14 protein-coding genes and 1 pseudogene are annotated in these 16719 nt (G+C 66.2%); 8 read left to right on the top strand and 7 right to left on the bottom strand.

Going from position 1 to position 16719, the window contains the following annotated elements:
* Positions 1-499 precede the first annotated feature (499 nt).
* The 4 genes from TS85_RS20580 (at position 500) to TS85_RS20595 (ending at position 6843) form a co-directional block, all read left to right on the top strand.
* Entirely contained in the window at positions 500-3028 is a 2529-nt protein-coding gene (locus TS85_RS20580) for a TonB-dependent receptor (protein WP_162184751.1), read from the top strand.
* Positions 3022-5139, top strand: a complete 2118-nt coding sequence (locus TS85_RS20585) for an Atxe2 family lasso peptide isopeptidase (protein ID WP_044334721.1) — start codon at positions 3022-3024, stop codon at positions 5137-5139. Before TS85_RS20580 ends, TS85_RS20585 begins: the two co-directional genes overlap by 7 nt.
* 136 nt (positions 5140-5275) lie before the next feature.
* A complete protein-coding gene (locus tag TS85_RS20590) occupies positions 5276-5518 on the top strand; it encodes a helix-turn-helix domain-containing protein (protein ID WP_227698557.1) in 243 nt (80 codons plus the stop codon).
* Positions 5518-6843, top strand: coding sequence for a type II toxin-antitoxin system HipA family toxin (locus TS85_RS20595; RefSeq protein ID WP_044334725.1), 1326 nt, complete (start codon positions 5518-5520; stop codon positions 6841-6843). Before TS85_RS20590 ends, TS85_RS20595 begins: the two co-directional genes overlap by 1 nt.
* 39 nt (positions 6844-6882) lie before the next feature.
* Here the strand turns inward: TS85_RS20595 and TS85_RS20600 are convergent, their stop codons facing one another.
* From TS85_RS20600 to TS85_RS20615, 5 genes are all read right to left on the bottom strand, one after another.
* Positions 6883-8640, bottom strand: a complete 1758-nt coding sequence (locus tag TS85_RS20600) for an asparagine synthase-related protein (protein ID WP_044334727.1) — start codon at positions 8638-8640, stop codon at positions 6883-6885.
* A complete protein-coding gene (locus TS85_RS20605; protein WP_077228723.1) occupies positions 8637-9305 on the bottom strand; it encodes a lasso peptide biosynthesis B2 protein in 669 nt (222 codons plus the stop codon). Before TS85_RS20605 ends, TS85_RS20600 begins: the two co-directional genes overlap by 4 nt.
* Positions 9306-9344: 39 nt before the next feature.
* The gene (locus TS85_RS25615) at positions 9345-9470 is read right to left on the bottom strand and encodes a benenodin family lasso peptide (RefSeq protein WP_155006504.1); all 126 of its coding nucleotides are present in this window, start codon (positions 9468-9470) and stop codon (positions 9345-9347) included.
* Between the two features lie 291 nt (positions 9471-9761).
* Positions 9762-10829 carry a FecR family protein gene (locus tag TS85_RS24300; RefSeq protein WP_052508037.1) on the bottom strand — a complete coding sequence of 356 codons (1068 nt, stop codon included), beginning with the start codon at positions 10827-10829 and terminating at the stop codon, positions 9762-9764.
* Positions 10826-11365, bottom strand: a complete 540-nt coding sequence (locus TS85_RS20615) for an RNA polymerase sigma factor (RefSeq protein WP_044334731.1) — start codon at positions 11363-11365, stop codon at positions 10826-10828. The genes TS85_RS24300 and TS85_RS20615 overlap by 4 nt, the downstream gene beginning before the upstream one ends.
* Before the next feature lie 445 nt (positions 11366-11810).
* On the opposite strand from TS85_RS20615, the gene TS85_RS24885 reads away from it, so the two are divergent.
* The 3 genes and pseudogenes from TS85_RS24885 to TS85_RS20620 all read left to right on the top strand — a co-directional run bounded on the left by TS85_RS24885 (position 11811) and on the right by TS85_RS20620 (position 12760).
* Positions 11811-12035, top strand: a complete 225-nt coding sequence (locus tag TS85_RS24885) for an RNA polymerase sigma factor (protein ID WP_227698810.1) — start codon at positions 11811-11813, stop codon at positions 12033-12035.
* Positions 12005-12175, top strand: a pseudogene (locus tag TS85_RS25620) (nucleotidyltransferase); the annotation flags it as partial. The gene TS85_RS24885 and the pseudogene TS85_RS25620, both read left to right, overlap by 31 nt.
* A gap of 249 nt (positions 12176-12424) precedes the next feature.
* Complete coding sequence (locus tag TS85_RS20620; RefSeq protein WP_044334733.1) at positions 12425-12760, top strand: TfoX/Sxy family protein; 336 nt, start codon at positions 12425-12427, stop codon at positions 12758-12760.
* 558 nt (positions 12761-13318) lie between these two features.
* Here TS85_RS20620 and TS85_RS20625 read toward each other — a convergent pair.
* Positions 13319-14395, bottom strand: a complete 1077-nt coding sequence (locus TS85_RS20625; protein ID WP_044332087.1) for an IS5 family transposase — start codon at positions 14393-14395, stop codon at positions 13319-13321.
* 33 nt (positions 14396-14428) lie between these two features.
* Entirely contained in the window at positions 14429-16228 is a 1800-nt protein-coding gene (locus TS85_RS20630) for a 3'-5' exonuclease (protein ID WP_227698558.1), read from the bottom strand.
* Here TS85_RS20630 and TS85_RS20635 point away from each other — a divergent pair.
* Positions 16211-16690 carry a GntR family transcriptional regulator gene (locus TS85_RS20635; protein ID WP_052508038.1) on the top strand — a complete coding sequence of 160 codons (480 nt, stop codon included), beginning with the start codon at positions 16211-16213 and terminating at the stop codon, positions 16688-16690. The two genes, TS85_RS20630 and TS85_RS20635, sit on opposite strands and share 18 nt — an antisense overlap.
* Positions 16691-16719: the final 29 nt, after the last annotated feature.

Raw genomic sequence — 16719 nt, forward strand, 5'->3', positions numbered from 1 at the left:
GTGCGACACGAAAACCTAACAGATGTGCATCCACGCGTTTCATGCCCTGAAGGTATTGGGCTGGATTCCCCGAGGCTTACCTCTCTTAGATCCTGCATTAATCTGATCCGGCACCGCTTTTTTTGGCAGTGCCGGGGCGTGAGGACCTGGCCTCTTTCCTGTCGAGAATTTTCCGGAATTATCACGCAGCTCAGCCCGAGCAGCTATTCGCAGACGGCGCGCGCCGGCCTGCGTCATGTCGTGGCCGTTCGCCGCCCAAGCGCCGGCTTTAGGCCCTGCGCAGACCTTTGAGCGCGCAGTTCGAGATACCGCCGTCGCGTTTCTTGAGTGCCACCAGGGGAACCGGCCCGAATTTATTTTTGCAGCAGCCCCGTAGTTCGCAGCGCGCCGCGTCAATCCCTTCAACGCCGGAGCATCTGGCGATGGGAGGGAAAGAATGACGATCTGGAAACGGGGACTCTGCACCGCGCTTTTTGCTACCGCGACATCGCACGTCGGCATGGCCATAGTGCCGGCCAGCGCACAGGTATCGGCAACACGCTTCGACTGGCCGGCACAGGATCTTGCGACGACGCTGCGCGCGATCGCCCGGCAGGGTGGCCGGGAAATCCTGTTCGCGGACGCGGACGTGCACGGGAAGCGCTCACCAGCGGTTCGGGGCAGCTTCACGATCGAGCAGGCGGTGCGCCTCTCACTCGATGGGAGCGACTTGACGGTCGAGGAGCAGGCCGGCGCGCTGGTCGTACGGGCGCACCCCCGGGTTCACGCGGACGATGCGGCAGAGACCGACATCACGGTGACCGGCACGCGCATCCGCGGCGCTACCGGGCCATCGCCGGTCATTGTGGTGTCGCGCCGGGGACTGGAGGAGCAGGGCATCCCCGACATGGCGAGCGTATCGCGGATCATCCCGCAGAATTTCACCGGAGGGCAAAACCCCGGGGTCGCGGGGGGCGGTGACCAGGGCGGATACAATAACATCAATAACGCGACGACGCTCAACCTTCGCGGGTTGGGCTCGGACGCGACGTTGACGCTCATCAATGGTCACCGCCTTCCTTACGACGCCGTCAACCAGGGCGTCGACATCTCGACGATCCCGCTCGTCGCGCTCGACCGTATCGAGGTGATCGCGGACGGCGCCTCCGCGCTCTATGGGTCGGACGCCGTGGGCGGCGTCGCCAACCTCCTGCTGCGCCGCGATTATGACGGGCTTCAGCTCAGCGCGCGGGGCGGCGGCTCGACCGAGGGCGGCAACGTCCAGCAGCAATATTCCGGCGTTGGCGGCAAGCGCTGGGCCGGCGGCGGGTTCATGGCTGCGCTCGACTATAGCAAGGCGACGCCGATCTACGCCGACGAACGGTCCTATTCGCGAGGGCTCACGCCGTCGCAGATGCTCGGCACCGGCAGCCGGCAAGTGAGCGCCGTCCTCACCGGGCACCAGGATCTGGCGAGCTGGATTTCCTTCGAACTGGACGCCCAGCTCGCCGATCGCCGTTCGCGCAAGGGCAATGCGTTCACCGCGACTGCGCCGGTGACGACCTATGGTCAGCTCAGCCTGCCCGTCACCCGCTCCTACGCGGTGACGCCCTCGTTGCATCTCCGCCCGGGCGGCGGCTGGGAGGGGACGCTCCAGGTGACCGACGGCGAGAGTTCGACCGTGAGCACGGCGTATCGCTATCTCAATGGCCCGCCGCAGATCGGCCGCTCGGCCTATGACAATCATCTCACCAACGTCGAGGCGAGCGCGGAGGGGCCGCTCGTCCACCTGCCGGGCGGCGATGTCCGGCTCGCCATAGGGGGCGGCTACCGGCGCTTCCAGCTCGGTATCAACGTCCGTTCGACGAGCGGCGGGGTGACCCGCGTCACCCGCGATGCGGTCGAGCGCCGCGAGAGCCTGTTCGGCTATGGCGAACTGTCGCTACCGCTGATCGGCCCCGCCAACCGGATGCCGCTGATCGAGGCGCTGCGCCTCAGCGCAGCGGTCCGATACGAGCGCTATGCCGGGATCGATGCGGTGGCGACGCCCAAGCTCGGGCTGGTCTATGCCCCGCACCGCGCCATCACGCTCAAATATAGCTGGGGGCGCTCGTTCAAGATCCCGACGCTGAACCAGGTCAATCAGGCGCGCGAAGTCTATCTGCTCAGTGGGTCGTCCTTCTCGCCGCAGCCGAACCCGCCGCTACCGGCGGGATCAACCGTGCTCCTCCTCAGCGGCGGCAATCCCGATCTTCGCGCCGAGCGTGCGACCAGTTCGACCCTGTCGGCCGAATTCCGGCCGATCCGGGGCCTGCGCATCGAGGCCAGTTGGTTCGACATCGATTATCGCGGTCGGATCGCGTCCGCGATCAGCGACTTCTCGACGGCGCTCACCAATCCGCTCGCCAGGGATTTCGTCGTGTATGCGCCGGGTGCGAGCGTGCAGCAGGGGCTGATCGCGGGTGCCCCGCTCGGGCTGCAGAACCAGACGACGCAGCCCTATGACCCCGCGCTCGTTGCCGCGGTGGTCGATACCAGCCTGCGCAACACCGCGCGCGAGCGCGACCGTGGGGTGGATCTCGCGATCGACTATAGCGCGGACCTTCCGGGCGACAGCCAGCTCCAGATCGGTGGGTCGGCAAGCTATCTCGATGCGAAGCGCCAGACGATCGCCGGCCAGCCTTGGGAGCGTCGCGCGGGCGTGATCTTCACGCCACCGCATTTCAGGGCGCGCGGGTCGGCGACATGGCGGACGCAGCTGGTCCAGCTATCGGCGTCGCTCAACTATGCCGACAGCAACCTCGACAATCGCTACACCCAGGCGACCGATGTCGGCGCCTTCACCACGCTCGATCTCGGCGGTGCCTTCCGCCCCGCGATCGACCATGGGCCATTGCGCGGCATCGAACTGCGGGTGGCGGTCCAGAATCTGCTGAACGAGGAACCCGACCCGATCCGGAACGCCGCCGCCTCCGCGATCCCGTTCGATTCGACCAACCAGTCGCCGATCGGACGGTTCGTCAGCGTCACGGTGACCAAGCAATGGTGAACCTGCGCGTCCTCCTTCTCCTCGTCGCGCTCTTGCTCCTGCGCCCGGCAATAGCGCGAGCAGCCCCCAGTTGCGCCGACCTGATGCCGTCGGGGGCGGCGTTCCCGATTCGCGACCTCGTGCCGGAGGATCTGGTTCGCCTGCGCGACATCGGCCCGGTCGACAACAACCAGCAATATGGCGGACTGTTCTCGGTATCGCCGGATGGCACCCATGCCGCGTTCCAGCTTCGGCGCGGCGATCCGGCTGCCAACAGCGTCTGCATCGCAATGCTGGTGGTCGACCTTCGCGCCAGGGGACCTGCCGTCATCGTCGACCGCGGCGGCGACTTCCTGCGCGTGCGCTATGATTTTCGCGGCAAGGCGAACTTTCCCACCGGTTTGGCCGATCCGATCACGCCGCGCTGGTCGCCCGACGGGAAATGGATCTTCTATCGCCGGCGCGACGGGGGGCACGTCCAGTTATGGCGGGCTGCGGCAGATGGCAGCGGCAGCAAGGCGATCACGCAGAGTGTCGACGACATCGACGATTTCCGCGTGCGGGCGGATGGTCGCAGCATCGTCTATGCGACCCGGCCGGGCCTACGGAGCGCGCTCGCCGCGATTGATCGCGAAGGGCGTTCGGGCTTCCTCTATGATGATCGCTTCGCGCCGTCGGCGAGCGATCGGCCCTTCGCGCCGGCATCCATCCCGCGCGCCGTCTCCGTGCTCGATCTGGCGAACGGCGTGACGCGGGCGGCAAGGCCCGAGGAAGCGGCGCTGCTCGATACCCCGTCGATGCGCGAAGGGAGCTGGACGGAAGCGCCAGCGTCCTCGGGTGCCACCGCGCGGGTGCAAGTTCCGGCAGGGACGCTGTACAGCACGCGCGGACAATTGGCGGTCCTCCATGGTGGAGACACCCTGGCCTGCACCGTGCCCGAATGCGCGGACGCAAGCTTTCCCTGGTGGGTGCGCGGCAAGGTCCGCTTCCTCCGTCACGAGGGATGGGCGAACGCTGTCACCGCGATCTACGAATGGACGCCGGGCCCGCGCAGCGTCCGCCGCCTCTACGCAACCGAGGATGTGCTTCTCGGCTGCGTGCCAGCGGACGGATCGATCATTTGCCTGCGCGAAGGCTCGACCCAGCCCCGCCGGCTCGAGCGGCTCGATCCGGCAACCGGAAAGCGGGCGGTGCTGTTCGACCCCAATCCCGAATTCGCGCATCTGCGGCTCGGCCGTGTCGAGCGGCTCCGCTCGCGCAACAGCTTCGGCATGGAGTCCTTTGCCGACCTGGTGCTGCCGGTCGGCTACAGGCCCGGGACGCACTATCCGCTGGTCGTGGTGCAATATGGCTCGCGCGGCTTCCTGCGCGGTGGAACCGGCGACGAGTATCCGATCCAGGCCTTCGCCAATCGGGGCTTCGCGGTGCTGAGCGCCGATCGACCGAGACAGCTCGGGCTCAAGGCCAGCAACGACTTCCAGGCGGCGGCGCGGATCGACCTCAAGGACTTCGCCGATCGTCGCAGCGTGCTGGAGGCGATCGAGGATCCGGTGCGCATCGCGATCGCGCGCGGCATCGCCGATCCGGCGCGCATCGGCATCACCGGGCTCAGCGATGGCTCGTCGACGGCGGGCTTCGCCCTGCTGCACAGCAGGCTCTTCTCGGCCTATGCGATAAGCAGTTGCTGCTGGGACACCAACCTCGCCATGCGCGTGGGGCCAAGCGCCGCCCGCATCTTCTACGACATGGGATATCCCAGGACCGTCGATGACAGTCCGGCCGCGACGGCTTTCTGGAAGGGAATCGCCTTCACGCCCAACGCCCGGCGCATCCGCGGACCGATCCTGGTACAGGTGGCGGACGACGAGTATCTGAGCGCGCTCCAGACCTTCACGGCCTTGCGCGAGCTCGATCGTCCGATCGAGATGTATGTCTTTCCGGACGAGCACCATGTGAAGTGGCAACCCGCCCACCGGCTCGCCGTCTACACCCGCGCGATCGACTGGTTCGACTATTGGCTGAACGGGAACAAGGCGCCAGGTCGCGCTGATGAGGCCGCACGGTGGGAAGCGATGCGTGCGGCAGTTGCACGGCAGGCGGCAGGATCGGAGGCCAAGGCGCCGGAACCTTGAGGGCGCCGGACCATCGTGTTTATGTCATATGACGCATAACACCGTTTTATGTTCTTTATGCCATATGTCGTCGATATGCGTTTAACGGCATATTGACGTGATATGCGATAGAGCGCATAATATCGAAATGACGCAAATGGTACGGACGCCCCAACAGCTCGGAGACGCCCTTCGCCGGCAACGCCGGGTGAAGGGCCTCAACCAGACCAGCACGGCAGAGCAGGCCGGGCTTCGGCAGGAGCTGATCTCGAAAATCGAGACCGGAAGTCCTGGAACGCGCATCGATTCGATCTTCGCCCTGCTGGCCGCGCTGGATCTGGAATTCGTCGTGCAGCCCCGCTCCCGCCTCTCCGCGCAGGACATCGAGGACATCTTCTGATGCCGCGCAGGCGGGTGCACGTGCCGCTCAATGTCTTCCTGAACAATCGCCATGTCGGCATCCTCGACAAGCAGTCGAGCGGCGCGATCGCATTCGTCTATGCCGCTGCGTGGCTTGCGTGGGAGCATGCCTTCCCCGTCTCCCTGTCGCTTCCGTTGCGCGCGGAACGCTATATCGGCGCGCCCGTGGTCGCGGTTTTCGAGAACCTGCTGCCCGACGCACTGCCGGTCCGCACCCGGCTGGCCGAGCGCGTGGGCGCCGGCGGCACCGACGCCTATAGTCTGCTGGCACAGATCGGCCGCGACTGTGTCGGCGCCCTGCAGTTCCTGCCGGATGGTGCGGCGGCGCCCGAGACGGGGGAGGTCGCTGGGGAGGACGTCGATGAAGCGCAGATCGAGGCGCTTCTCAACAACCTTTCGCGTGCGCCGCTTGGACTCGATCGGGAGCAGGATTTTCGCATCTCGGTCGCGGGCGCCCAGGAGAAGACCGCGCTTCTCCGTCTGGGCGACCGGTGGCTGAAACCGAGCGGTACGACCCCGACGACGCACCTGCTCAAGCCGCAAATCGGCCAGATCCATGCCGCCGGTGGCATGATCGACCTGAGCAACAGCGTCGAGAACGAGCATTATTGCCTGACCCTGCTCGCAGGCTTCGGGCTCCCGGTGGCCCGTACCGCCATCTATCGCTTCGGGAAGACCCGGACGCTGGTGGTCGAGCGCTTCGACCGGCGCTGGACGCGCGACGGTCGCCTGCTGCGCCTGCCGCAGGAGGATTTCTGCCAGGCGCTTTCGGTGCCGCCGGCCGCCAAATACCAGAATGAGGGCGGTCCCGGCGTTACCGCCTTGCTCGATCTGCTGCAGGGCAGCGACGATCCTGCCGCCGATCGCCTCGTCGTGTTCAAGGCGCAGTTGCTCTTCTGGCTGATCGGCGCGCCCGACGGGCACGCCAAGAATTTCAGCCTGTTCCTGAAGCCCGGCGGCCGCTTCTCGCTGACGCCGCTCTATGACGTGCTCACCGGCCAGCCCGGCGTCGATGCGCGGCAGATCCGGCTGAACGGCTTCAAGCTGGCCATGTCGATCGGCACCAGCCGCCACTATCGCATGCGCGACATCACCGGCCGACATTTTTTCGAGACGGGGCGCGAGGCCGGGCTGTCCGAGCCTGTGGTTCGCGAGGCCGTCGAGGACATCCGTGCGCGAGGAGGGGCCGCGTTTTCGAGCGCGATCGACGCGATGCCGGAGGGGTTCCCCGAACAGATCCACGCGTCGGTCCGCGCGGCGTTCGAGGCGCGTATCCGGACCTTCGACGCAGTGCCGACGGCCTGAGCGCGGCGATTGCCGCTCGGGCCAGCCGGGCGGATGTCCCTATGTGTGCCGCGCGAACACGCTGCTGGCCCAGACGGTGGTCCACGCCTCGGCATTGACCAGTTCGAGCAGCCGCACATTCTCCGCGCTGGACGTCGCGCGATCGGCACGGAGCGCGTCTTCGATCGCGCCGGAATCAACCAGCCCATGTCCGGCAAGCTGTCCATCCAGCAGGCGCTCCCGCAGTTCCCGTCGCTTGTGCCGGATGATCTCGCCGCAGAAGGGATCGGGCGTTCCCTTGACCTTGCGGTCGAGGACCATTGCGGGAAGGCTGTTGGCAAAGGCGGCGCGTGCCACGGCCCGGTCGCGCCCGCCCGTGCGCCACTGCCAGCTCGGGATCGACAGGCACGTCTCCACGATCGGCTGCGACAGCAGCGGGTTCACGAGAGGGGCGATGCGGCTGCGATCGGATTCGAGATTGGGATGCGCCCGCAGTATCCCGGCGATATGCACCGCCTTGCCGGGGAGCGCCGCTGGTGGTGCTTCGAGCCAGGGATGTGCGAGCGGAAGATCGCGAAGCGACGCGACCAGATCGGGGTGCAGAAAGGCCGGGCTCGGCTTCCAGCGATAGGCTGGCGACTGCCGCGCGATCGCCATCGCCGCCCGTGTCACGCGCAGCGGCCCCGCGCCGGTCTGCCGGCAGATGTCGCGCAGCGTGGCAAAGGCGCCCGCGCCGGGACCTTCGTGCAAGGCCCGGTCGGCAAGTGCCACGGCGGATTGCGAGAAGCCGAAGACATTGTCGCCGCCATTGCCGCTGAAGAAGGCGTCGGTGCTCATGCGGGCGGCGACCTCCCGGTGGGCTGCCTCATAAGGCTGCGCCTCCGCGCGGCCGATCGGGCGGGGCAGATGCGCGCCGAGTGCGCGGGACAGGTCGACGCCGGCCATGTCGTAGCGATATTCGGCGAGCGGGAAGCCGAGTTGCGCGCACAACGCGGCCGCATAGCCGCGCTCGTCGCCCGCCGGATCGTCGGTGTAGAGCGTCAGGCACGCGGCGTCGCTCCCGGCCTGCGCCAGGCAGGCCGCGACGATCGAGGAATCGAGCCCGCCCGACAGGCTCACCAGCGGCCGGCGACAGGTCGACGCCCATGCCGAAACACAGGTCTCGACGATACGCCGCAGCCGTTCGGCTGTGTCGCCCGGTCGCTCGTCCGCATGGGGCTCGACGAAGGTCCAGGGCGACCATCCTGTCGCCTCGGTCTCGATGCCGCCCTTGCGAACGATCGCCGCGCCGGCTGGCAGCGTGGTGATGCCGCCAAGCGCGGTCGCGACGCTCGGGAGCCCGCAGGAATGGAGCATCCGGCCCAGCCCCTCCCAGTCTATGCCGCGCGGCCCCATGCCCGCCGCGGTCAGAAGGTCGACGTCCGACGCGAACGCGGCGATGGCGCCGGCTTCCGAGCGATAGCAGGGTAGCGCCGCCGAGGGATCGCGCAGGATTTCGACGCTGTCGCCGCGCATCCACAGGCTCACATAGCCACCCCAATGGGACCGGAGCAGCGCCTGACTGCCGCCGCGCGCGAGCGCCTGACGCTCGGCGTCGGTGAAGGTGGTGATCGCGCGCGGTGGGCCGTGGCGGGGGAACAGCGTGCCGACCACCAAGGTATTCGCATCAATATCGAGGCAGCGGCAGGCGTCGTTCACCAGCACCGCCACCTGCGGCGTGGTGCGCGCAAGCCGCAGACCGGTGGCATCGGCAATGCGCTGTGCGCTGCTCGCGCTATCGTCAGCTTGCCCGACAAGAATGAGGTATCGCGGCCTCATGTGACCACCAGGATCGGGGTGTAGAGGCGGACGGTTTCGAGGTCGCCGACGACGACCGCGTCCTTCCACTGTACCCAGCAATGCGCGGCGAAGGGGTTGATGCGCACGCCAAAGACCAGCGCGGCCGGCTGGCCGAGGTGGTGGCAAAGGCGCATCGCCGCGATCGCCCTTGGCAGGCATTGGTCCTGCGCGCGCAGCAGCACGGCACTCGCGACGAAGGCACTGGCGACGCGGCGTAGCGGGCTTTCGTCGTCCCCATCGGCAGGCGTTCCGAGCCGTCGCGCTTCGAGCCGCGCGACGATCGCCGAAAGCGGCGAGCGCTTGACGGCGCGGCGGGCGGCGAGTTGCAGGGCGATGGCCCCGACGATGTCTGACAGGGTGTGGCCGTGCGGTCGCGCGGTCGCCAGATCACGTTGGGCGGGTGGATGGGCAGTGGCAGGCGTCGGTCCCGAGCCGCCGGACTCAAGAATGCCGCATGCAACGAGCTGGTCCAACGCCTCGGACGCAAGGGGCGCGCCCGTGCTCCAGCGTCGAAAGCTCGGATCGAGCGCCGCCGGCAGACAGAAATAGCGGTCCCGTGCCAAGTCGAGAAAAACCGGCTGGCCGTTGCACAGGCACCAGGAAAGGCCTGCGCGCAGGCTGTGGGGCGGAGCGATCTGGGGCATGGGAATAGGCGCGTGCCGGGTAGGCACGCGCCAGTTCGATCAGTCGTCGCTGAGGCCGAAGGGCGCCAGCTGGCCGTTGTCGGCATCGGGGCCGCCGACGATGAGGCCCTTGGTGTCGGTGCTCACGACGCCGAGTTCGATCGTGTCTTCATGTTCGCGGTTCATGGTCTTCCTCCAGTGAGAGAAATGTCATGGCCATGACCCCATCAATCTACGGCAGGCAGCGATTATAAGAAGCTTATAACCTGCTTATAATCCGATTGTTTTTCGACAGTAGATGCTGCCGCATCGAAGCCGGGCGGGAAAAGCATGCTTGGACATGCGCCACCACCTTTAGCCGCGAGGCCTGGACATAGCGGTGGCCACCCGGCCACGCGGAACATCCGGCAGACAATATTACCAGAACCTGTATCGTTACCTTGATCCTCGGCGGTACCGGCGCCTTGGGGTCGCCGACTATGGCGCCTTTCCGGGTCTGCCTGTGGTAGCGGCAGGCGGACCTTCGCTCGGCTGCGCCAGCACGATTTCGCGGGGATCCTGCGTCTCGACGTTCTGGCGCAACAGCGCCCCCAGCCGCCGGGCCAGCACGCCGGTATCGTCCACGCGAAACCATCCGGACACCCGTCGGGCGCCGAGCGCTGGATCGGCAAGGCGGATCGGGCGGGCGGACGTGCGGTTCGCCAGCGCGACCAGATCGGCGACAGACACAGCTTCGAACGACTTCGGCATGGAGTCCTGCGGGACCGCGGCGTCGGCCGAGGTTGCATGTGCCGCAGGTCGTTCGGGCTCTGCCGCGAAGGTGGCGCCCTCGCCCGGCGCAAGCCTGCGAACCTCCGGCGCGGACCTGACGGTGCCGCGCGGCAGCGCGACATCGACCGCGCCGCGCAGGAGCCGCACCTCGACGTTGCCGGAAGGTACCAGCGCCACTTCGAAGATCGTGCCGCGGGCGGTCACGCTGCCGCCGCCAGCCAGGACGATGAAGGGCCGCCGCTCGTGCGCGACCTCGAACCGCGCCTTGCCACGCAGCAGTTGCAGCTGGCGCATGCCGCTTGTCATATCGACCGCAACCAACGTGTCGGCTGTGAGCGTCACGGTAGAGCCGTCGGCGAGCTGGACCACCCTTGCGGTGGTGCTGCTGGAGAGCGTCGTGTGGTCAGTGGCGCTAGCCACTGCGGCGGGCAGATCGGGTATCGAAGCCGGGGGATGTGACGTGATCCATCCCCCGACCCCGATCGCGAAGGCCGCCATGCCGGCCATAGCGACCGCCAAGCCCTTGCGCCCTCGACGTGATTCCGACGCAGGAAGGGATGCAGGTTCGTCCGGCGCGGTGAGCAGCTTCCCCATCGCGAAGATTTCGGCGGCGCGATTGAATGCAGCGCGGTGTTCCGGCGCCTCTGCTAGCCAGGCCTCCAGTTCTGCGCGATGGTCATGGGCGTCGGGGCTACGGGTCCGAGCGAACCGGTGCGCGGCCTCGCGGGCGAGCGCCTCTCCGCCATCCTCTGAATGCTCGTCGGCGATGGTCATTGCCCCAGCTCCTTGCCGATCCGTACCAGCGCCTCGCCGACATGCCATTCGACGGTGCGGATGCTGATGTCGAGCTTAGTCGCGATGTCCTTGTAGCCGAGCCCCTGCACCCGGTGCAGCACGAACACCTCGCGCATCCGCGGCGGCAGCGCGTCCACCGCCGCCCGGTAGCGCTCGCGCATCTGTGCCAGTTCGATTTCGTCCTCCTGGGTTGCGCGCGTGGCTGGCGTGTTCGCTTCGTCGATCGGCACGTGCGTCGTGCGGCTCGATACGCGGCGTGACCGGTCGATCAGCAGGTTGCGGACGATCCGGTTGAGGAACGCCTCGGGCTGGCGCAGGCCGTCGCGGGCACCGGAGCCGAGCAACCGCGCAAAGGCATCCTGCACCACGTCATTGGCGTCCTCGCTCGAGCGCAGGCGCGCATCGAGCCAGCGCCGCAGGCGCGGTGCCTGCTCGCGGTAAAGCGCGTCGATGCGCACCTGCCCGTTGCCGCCGCCGCCGGGCAGCTGGCCAGGATCGTCGTCCGGCTGCCGCATCGCTCAGCCGGGGTGGCGGCTGTCGCGCGGCGCGCGGACATAGGAAAGCGTTCGCACGAGATCGGGTCTCGTGCCGGGCAATGCCTTGGGAATACACCCGACCGCTCTGGTCGGATGCGTTTGATGCCTGGCGGTAAACTCCGCAGCGGGCTGCCGGCCTGAACCACGCTGCATCAGGCAGTCTGCGGTACTTCGCCCACGTACGCAACACTCCACCCGTCTCACCGCGATTCCTTGCCCTGGCTACGACCCGGGAGCCGGACGCCGCTCGTCGGGCGCGCCGCGCCGTCCCGCAACCCGGCCTCCGGCCGGGTGCTCCGCTGACGCTACGCCCTGCGGTGCGTGCCCCCGCTGGTTCGCGCCCGCTGGTGCGACGCCGACCGGCCCCTTCGGGTCGGCGAAACGGAGCAAGCCGATGTCTCAAGACCAAGTCAGCCTGGAAGTGATGCGCCGCGCCGTGGCGGCGCTACCCGAACGCGAGCGGTCGGTATTCTGGCTGTCTGCGGTGGACGGGCTGGACTATCCCGCGATCGCCGAGCGGCTCGGCATCAGCCTCGCTGAGGTCGAGCGACTGCTCGCAGCGGCTCTGCTCGTCATTGATCGCCACCTCGATGACGCACCACATGCGCCCGGTCCTGTCGGTTCGAGAAGCTCAAGGAAGCCTATGTGAAAGCGCGCTATTCCAAGCATTACCGCATCAGCGACGAGGAACTCGCCTGGCTCGGCGAGCGGGTCGAGGTGCTCGGCCGGGCCGTCCAAGTCATCTGCGAGGAGCGGATCGCCGCGCTGGAGCGCAGCGCCGCCGCTTGATCCGGGGCTGGGACCGAGCGCATTCGCTGCGCCGGGCTTTTCGATCCTGCCCGCTGGTGGGGGCGGCCGCTCTCGACGTCATTGCTGTAAAGCGGAATGGCCCCTTTCTCCACCCCTCAACGCGAAGACCCATACCCGGTCCCAGGGGCTCCAAGATTCTCTCCGAACCGGACGCCCGCTCATTGCGGTCGGACCCACATGATGGTCGGCCCATTGCCCGTCGCAACGCTGGTCTGTTAGTCTCGGCATATGGCAACGCAGCAACGCACCGTCGACTACCTGCTCGAACAGGCATCGGGCGCTGGCGCGCTGTCCACCAAGCCGATGTTCGGCGAATACGGCGTCTACCTCGACGGCAAGATGATCGGCTCGATCTGCGACGATCAGCTCTACGTGAAGCCAACGGCATCCGGTCGCCTTCATGCCGAGCCGGTGTCGGAAGCGCCGCCCTATCCAGGGGCCAAGCCGCACCTTCTTATCGAGGCCGATCGCTGGGACGATGCTGAGTGGCTCGGTAATCTGCTGCGCGCCACAGCAGCTGAGCTGCCGATCCCCAAACCGCGGAAACCGAAGCGAAGCACGTAAAAGCCCGCACGGTGTGCTTGTCCTACTGGTTTGTCAGCATGTTACCGCCGTTGAGGGGCGCCTGCCGAAAGATCCAGGAGCCGACGTCCATGGCGGCTTGAGCACTCCCCGAGACTGGTCATTGGTCCAAGTGCTACTGGGCTGCTGCAACTGGGCCGGTTGCAGCCTAGCAGCTTCTGGGCGCCAGATCGCGCGGAGCGGACATCGGCGTTGTTGGCTGGTCGCGCCGCCAGGATCCGCTAATAGCCATCGGGGCAGTTATTCGCTCATCCACTTTTCGGACGCTCATTATAGTAGCGAAACAGTTCAGTTCGCCAGAAGCCGCCGACGCCGGATCCGCGACGCAACGTTGAGCCGTTAGCGATCATGTTGCGTAGCCGAGGAACTCTTCATGCTCATGGCGTTCGACAGTCCAGCGCTTCGCTCCGACAGGTGGGCGCCTCCATTTACCCGTTGATGCGATCGTATTGAGGATTCGAGGTGGCGCTTTGGGTAGCCCTGGGGTTTGGCGCTGGGTTTGCCGGGATTTTCAGCGGCTTCCGTAGAGCGCGGACGCAATTATCCCATGGCGGCGCGTCGCTCGTGGAAGATCAGGCGGTGGATGTTGAAGGCCAGGTTGGCGAGCGTGATCTTGGCCTTGGCCCGTTCGATGCCGATGGTGCGGATGAACAGGCCCATGACGGCCTTCTGATGCGCGAACACATGCTCGACGCGGGCCCGGATCTTCGACTTGGTGGCGTTGCCGCGGCGGACATGGGCGGGCATCGGCCTGCCCTTGGGCTTTCTGCGGTGGATGCGGCTGACGCGGCCCTGGGCCTTCAGCCAACGCTCATTGCTCTGGCTGCGATAGGCGGTATCGGCCCAGACATCCGATGCGGTGTTGTCGCTGGTCACCACGTCGCGCAGCATGCGCCCGTCGTAGCGCGCGCCATCGGTGACCTGGCCCTTACGAATGAAGCCGAAGGTCCGGCATATCGAGATGCTGCTTTTATACCCGAAGCTTGGGATTGCGATATCCGGCTGCGGCTTGCCATCGGCGGTCGGTCGCGCCTTGGCGAATTTAAGCGTCCAGCGGGCATCGACATCCTTCTGGCGCGCCCTGGCGGGTTCGTCCGGCCAGATCTCGGCAGCGCTCCGGCCCGCCTTCACCGCGGCCTTCTCGGCCTCGGTGTTGCGTTGTTTGGGCGCGGCGACCAGCGTTGCATCGACAATCTGACCCCCCATCGGCAGATAGCCCCGCGCCTTCAACTGGCGGTCGAAATCGGCAAACAGCGTATCGAGCGCGCCGACCGCAGTCAGCCGCTCGCGGAACATGCGGATCGTGTTCGCATCCGGCGTCGCTGCGCCAAGATCGAAGCCCAGGAAGCGCAGCCAGCTCAGCCGATCCCGGATCAGCCATTCCATTCGCCCGTCGGCCACGTTGTTCTGCGCCGCCAGCACCAGCACCTTCAGCATCACCACCGGATCGTAGGGCGGACGACCACCCTTGGTACCGTCGGAATAGCCCAGTGCAGCTACCAGCGTCGGCCGAAACGCTTCAAAGTCCACGATCCGCGCCAGCACCTCCAGCGGATCGCCGTCCGCTGAAAGGCGCTTCATGTGGTCCGATAATCCGAAAAGCCCAGCCTGCCGCATCGTCCGCTCCCGCTGACCGCCGACAGTGAATCATCACTGCGCCAATTTGGCGAGAGGTAAATGGAGGTGCCCAGGTCGGTCACGAGATTGGCAAGCGGTCAGCCATAGCCGCTTTTTGGCGCGCGAGATCCCGACGAAATAGGCAGCCCGTTCCGCCGCCGCGTCCCCCCAGAATGTCTCTTGCTCGACCCCTAGGATGACGACCGAATCAAATTCGAGGCCCTTGCTCTTGTGAACCGACATGATGCGGACGGCACTGTCGCCGGAGAAGGACGCCAAGGCAGTCGTCGGATCCGCGTCGTTCTGCAGCAGCAGATGGATGCATTCGAGAGCCTGCTCGATCAACTGATCGAGCCGGCCTCCATGCGCATAGTCCGACGACAGCGCGATCAGATTGTCGCGCCCAACGGCACCGACCAATGCAGCGACGAGCGTCTGCAGGTCGTCCAGGTCCGCGAGATCGACGTCTCCCGCCGCGACCTGTCGCCTCGTGTCCGTGACGAAGCGGTCCCAACGGGAGCGCAGCTGATATTCGCGCTCCTCGTCATGACCATGGTTGAACACGACGAAATCCAGCAAGCGGCGATACGCGGCCGGCTGACGCGAACCACTCGCGATCAAGAAGAAGTCTATGAGCAGGCAGGCAACAGGCTCCGACGCCAGATCCTGCGCCTGGTCTTCTTCGCGGAACGGTATATCGGCCGCCTCAAACGCAGCCGTGAGACGCTGGCAATATAGCGCTTGCTGCTTGCTGACGAGGATCGCGATCTCCGAAGGCTCGACACCATCGTCGATCAGAGCCTTGATCCTCTCCGTCAGGCTCGCGGCTTCTTCGCCGTCGTCATCGAAGCGCAGAATGACAATCTCGCCCCCGTCGCCAACGATATCGTGATCGTCGAGCGCCGCCGGGGGATCCATCACCTTGACCATGGCATTCTGCATGCGGCGAAGCCGCGGCGCGGATCGGAAATTCTGATAGAGATTGAGCGGCAGCGCATCGAAGGCATCGGCGAAGGTCAGAAAGATGCCTTCAAGCGCGCCCGCCCAGCCCATGATGCTTTGCTTGGTATCGCCCACCGCCGTCAAATTTGCCGAGGTGTCGCCAAAGCAGGCGAGGATCAGCTGATATTGCTCAGCGGTGCAGTCCTGGAACTCATCAAGAAAGACATGGGTGTAGGTCTGACGCACTGCGTTGCGCGCGACGAGGCTGGCTTCGATGATATTATGGGCGAGCGGCACCATATCGGCGAAGGTGATCGACTGACGCTGTACGCGGCGCTGACCAATCGAATAGTCCGGATCCAGAGCATCACGTCCGGTGAGAACGGGACGAAAGCGGTCGATGATGCGTTTGGCGAATGCGTGAAACGTATGGCTGTCGAGCCGGATGGACAACGTCTCGACATCGCCATCTCCGACCGCATCGCTGACTGTGAGCCAGTCGCTCGCGCCCGCATCTTCCGAGAGCTCGATTTTGATCAGCCAAACGCGGCCCCGAAAGGGAAACTGTATCTCGCGTGATGCTAACAATGGCTCTGGATCAAGCGGGTTGCCGCTGGTCTCGATCGACGGCTCCTGCGCGATGATCTCGACAATGTCAGGTAGGGTCGCCTCGATTGCTTCGGTCGCATCCGACAAAGCCTGCTCCGCGATGCGCTGGCGATCTCGCTTGGCCTCGAGCGCGCGGAACAGGTCTGCCTGCCGCAGCAATGGCAGGTCGTCGGAGTCGAGTTGCTCGGATAGCAACTCCAGGAACGGCTGCTCGTTCTCATCCCACCGGAAGCCGTCCTTGGTATCGCGTCCAGCATCACGCCGGTGCGCGATGCGCTGCACCGGCTGACGGGGGAGCGACTGGTCGAGACGCCGAACCATAACGGCTTTCGCGTGCCCATCCTGTCGGAGGCGGCACTGCGCGACCTCTACCAGTGGAATGGGCTCGTTCTCGGGCTCGCCGCCAAACGGCTGGAGACCAACATCGAATCAAACGCTATCGAAGACGGGGGCACCCTGCCGGACATCGCGGCCTCGACCGCCGCGCTGTTTCTCAGCGTCGCGCACGCCGCGGGAAGTGTCGAACTCGCCATCACCGTCCGATCGCTCAACGATCGACTGGCGACGGCCCGCCGCGCCGAGGTCGCAACGCTTCCCGCCATGACCGAAGAGCTGTCAGGACTGGCGACGATCGTCGCCGCGGGCGACCGAACGGCGCTTGCGAGCGCGCTGACGCGCTATCATCGCCGTAGGATAGGGGCGGTGGCCGCAATCGTCGCACACCTTACGCGCTATAGGGTTTAGTGAGGCGGAAAAGCTCAGTGAGATCAACG

This window comes from Sphingomonas hengshuiensis (assembly GCF_000935025.1).
Taxonomy (GTDB): Bacteria; Pseudomonadota; Alphaproteobacteria; order Sphingomonadales; family Sphingomonadaceae; genus Sphingomonas; species Sphingomonas hengshuiensis.

Bases quoted from the DNA above. Each gene is read 5' to 3' on its own strand.
- TS85_RS20615 (WP_044334731.1), bottom strand. From the start codon at position 11,365: ATGCGGCAGCCGGACGACGATCCTGGCCAGCTGCCCGGCGGCGGCGGC.
- TS85_RS20595 (WP_044334725.1), top strand. From the start codon at position 5,518: ATGCCGCGCAGGCGGGTGCACGTGCCGCTCAATGTCTTCCTGAACAAT.
- TS85_RS20585 (WP_044334721.1), top strand. From the start codon at position 3,022: ATGGTGAACCTGCGCGTCCTCCTTCTCCTCGTCGCGCTCTTGCTCCTG.
- TS85_RS20605 (WP_077228723.1), bottom strand. From the start codon at position 9,305: ATGCCCCAGATCGCTCCGCCCCACAGCCTGCGCGCAGGCCTTTCCTGG.
- TS85_RS20625 (WP_044332087.1), bottom strand. From the start codon at position 14,395: ATGCGGCAGGCTGGGCTTTTCGGATTATCGGACCACATGAAGCGCCTT.
- TS85_RS24885 (WP_227698810.1), top strand. From the start codon at position 11,811: ATGCGCCGCGCCGTGGCGGCGCTACCCGAACGCGAGCGGTCGGTATTC.
- TS85_RS20600 (WP_044334727.1), bottom strand. From the start codon at position 8,640: ATGAGGCCGCGATACCTCATTCTTGTCGGGCAAGCTGACGATAGCGCG.
- TS85_RS20590 (WP_227698557.1), top strand. From the start codon at position 5,276: ATGGTACGGACGCCCCAACAGCTCGGAGACGCCCTTCGCCGGCAACGC.
- TS85_RS25615 (WP_155006504.1), bottom strand. From the start codon at position 9,470: ATGAACCGCGAACATGAAGACACGATCGAACTCGGCGTCGTGAGCACC.
- TS85_RS24300 (WP_052508037.1), bottom strand. From the start codon at position 10,829: ATGACCATCGCCGACGAGCATTCAGAGGATGGCGGAGAGGCGCTCGCC.
- TS85_RS20580 (WP_162184751.1), top strand. From the start codon at position 500: ATGGCCATAGTGCCGGCCAGCGCACAGGTATCGGCAACACGCTTCGAC.
- TS85_RS20620 (WP_044334733.1), top strand. From the start codon at position 12,425: ATGGCAACGCAGCAACGCACCGTCGACTACCTGCTCGAACAGGCATCG.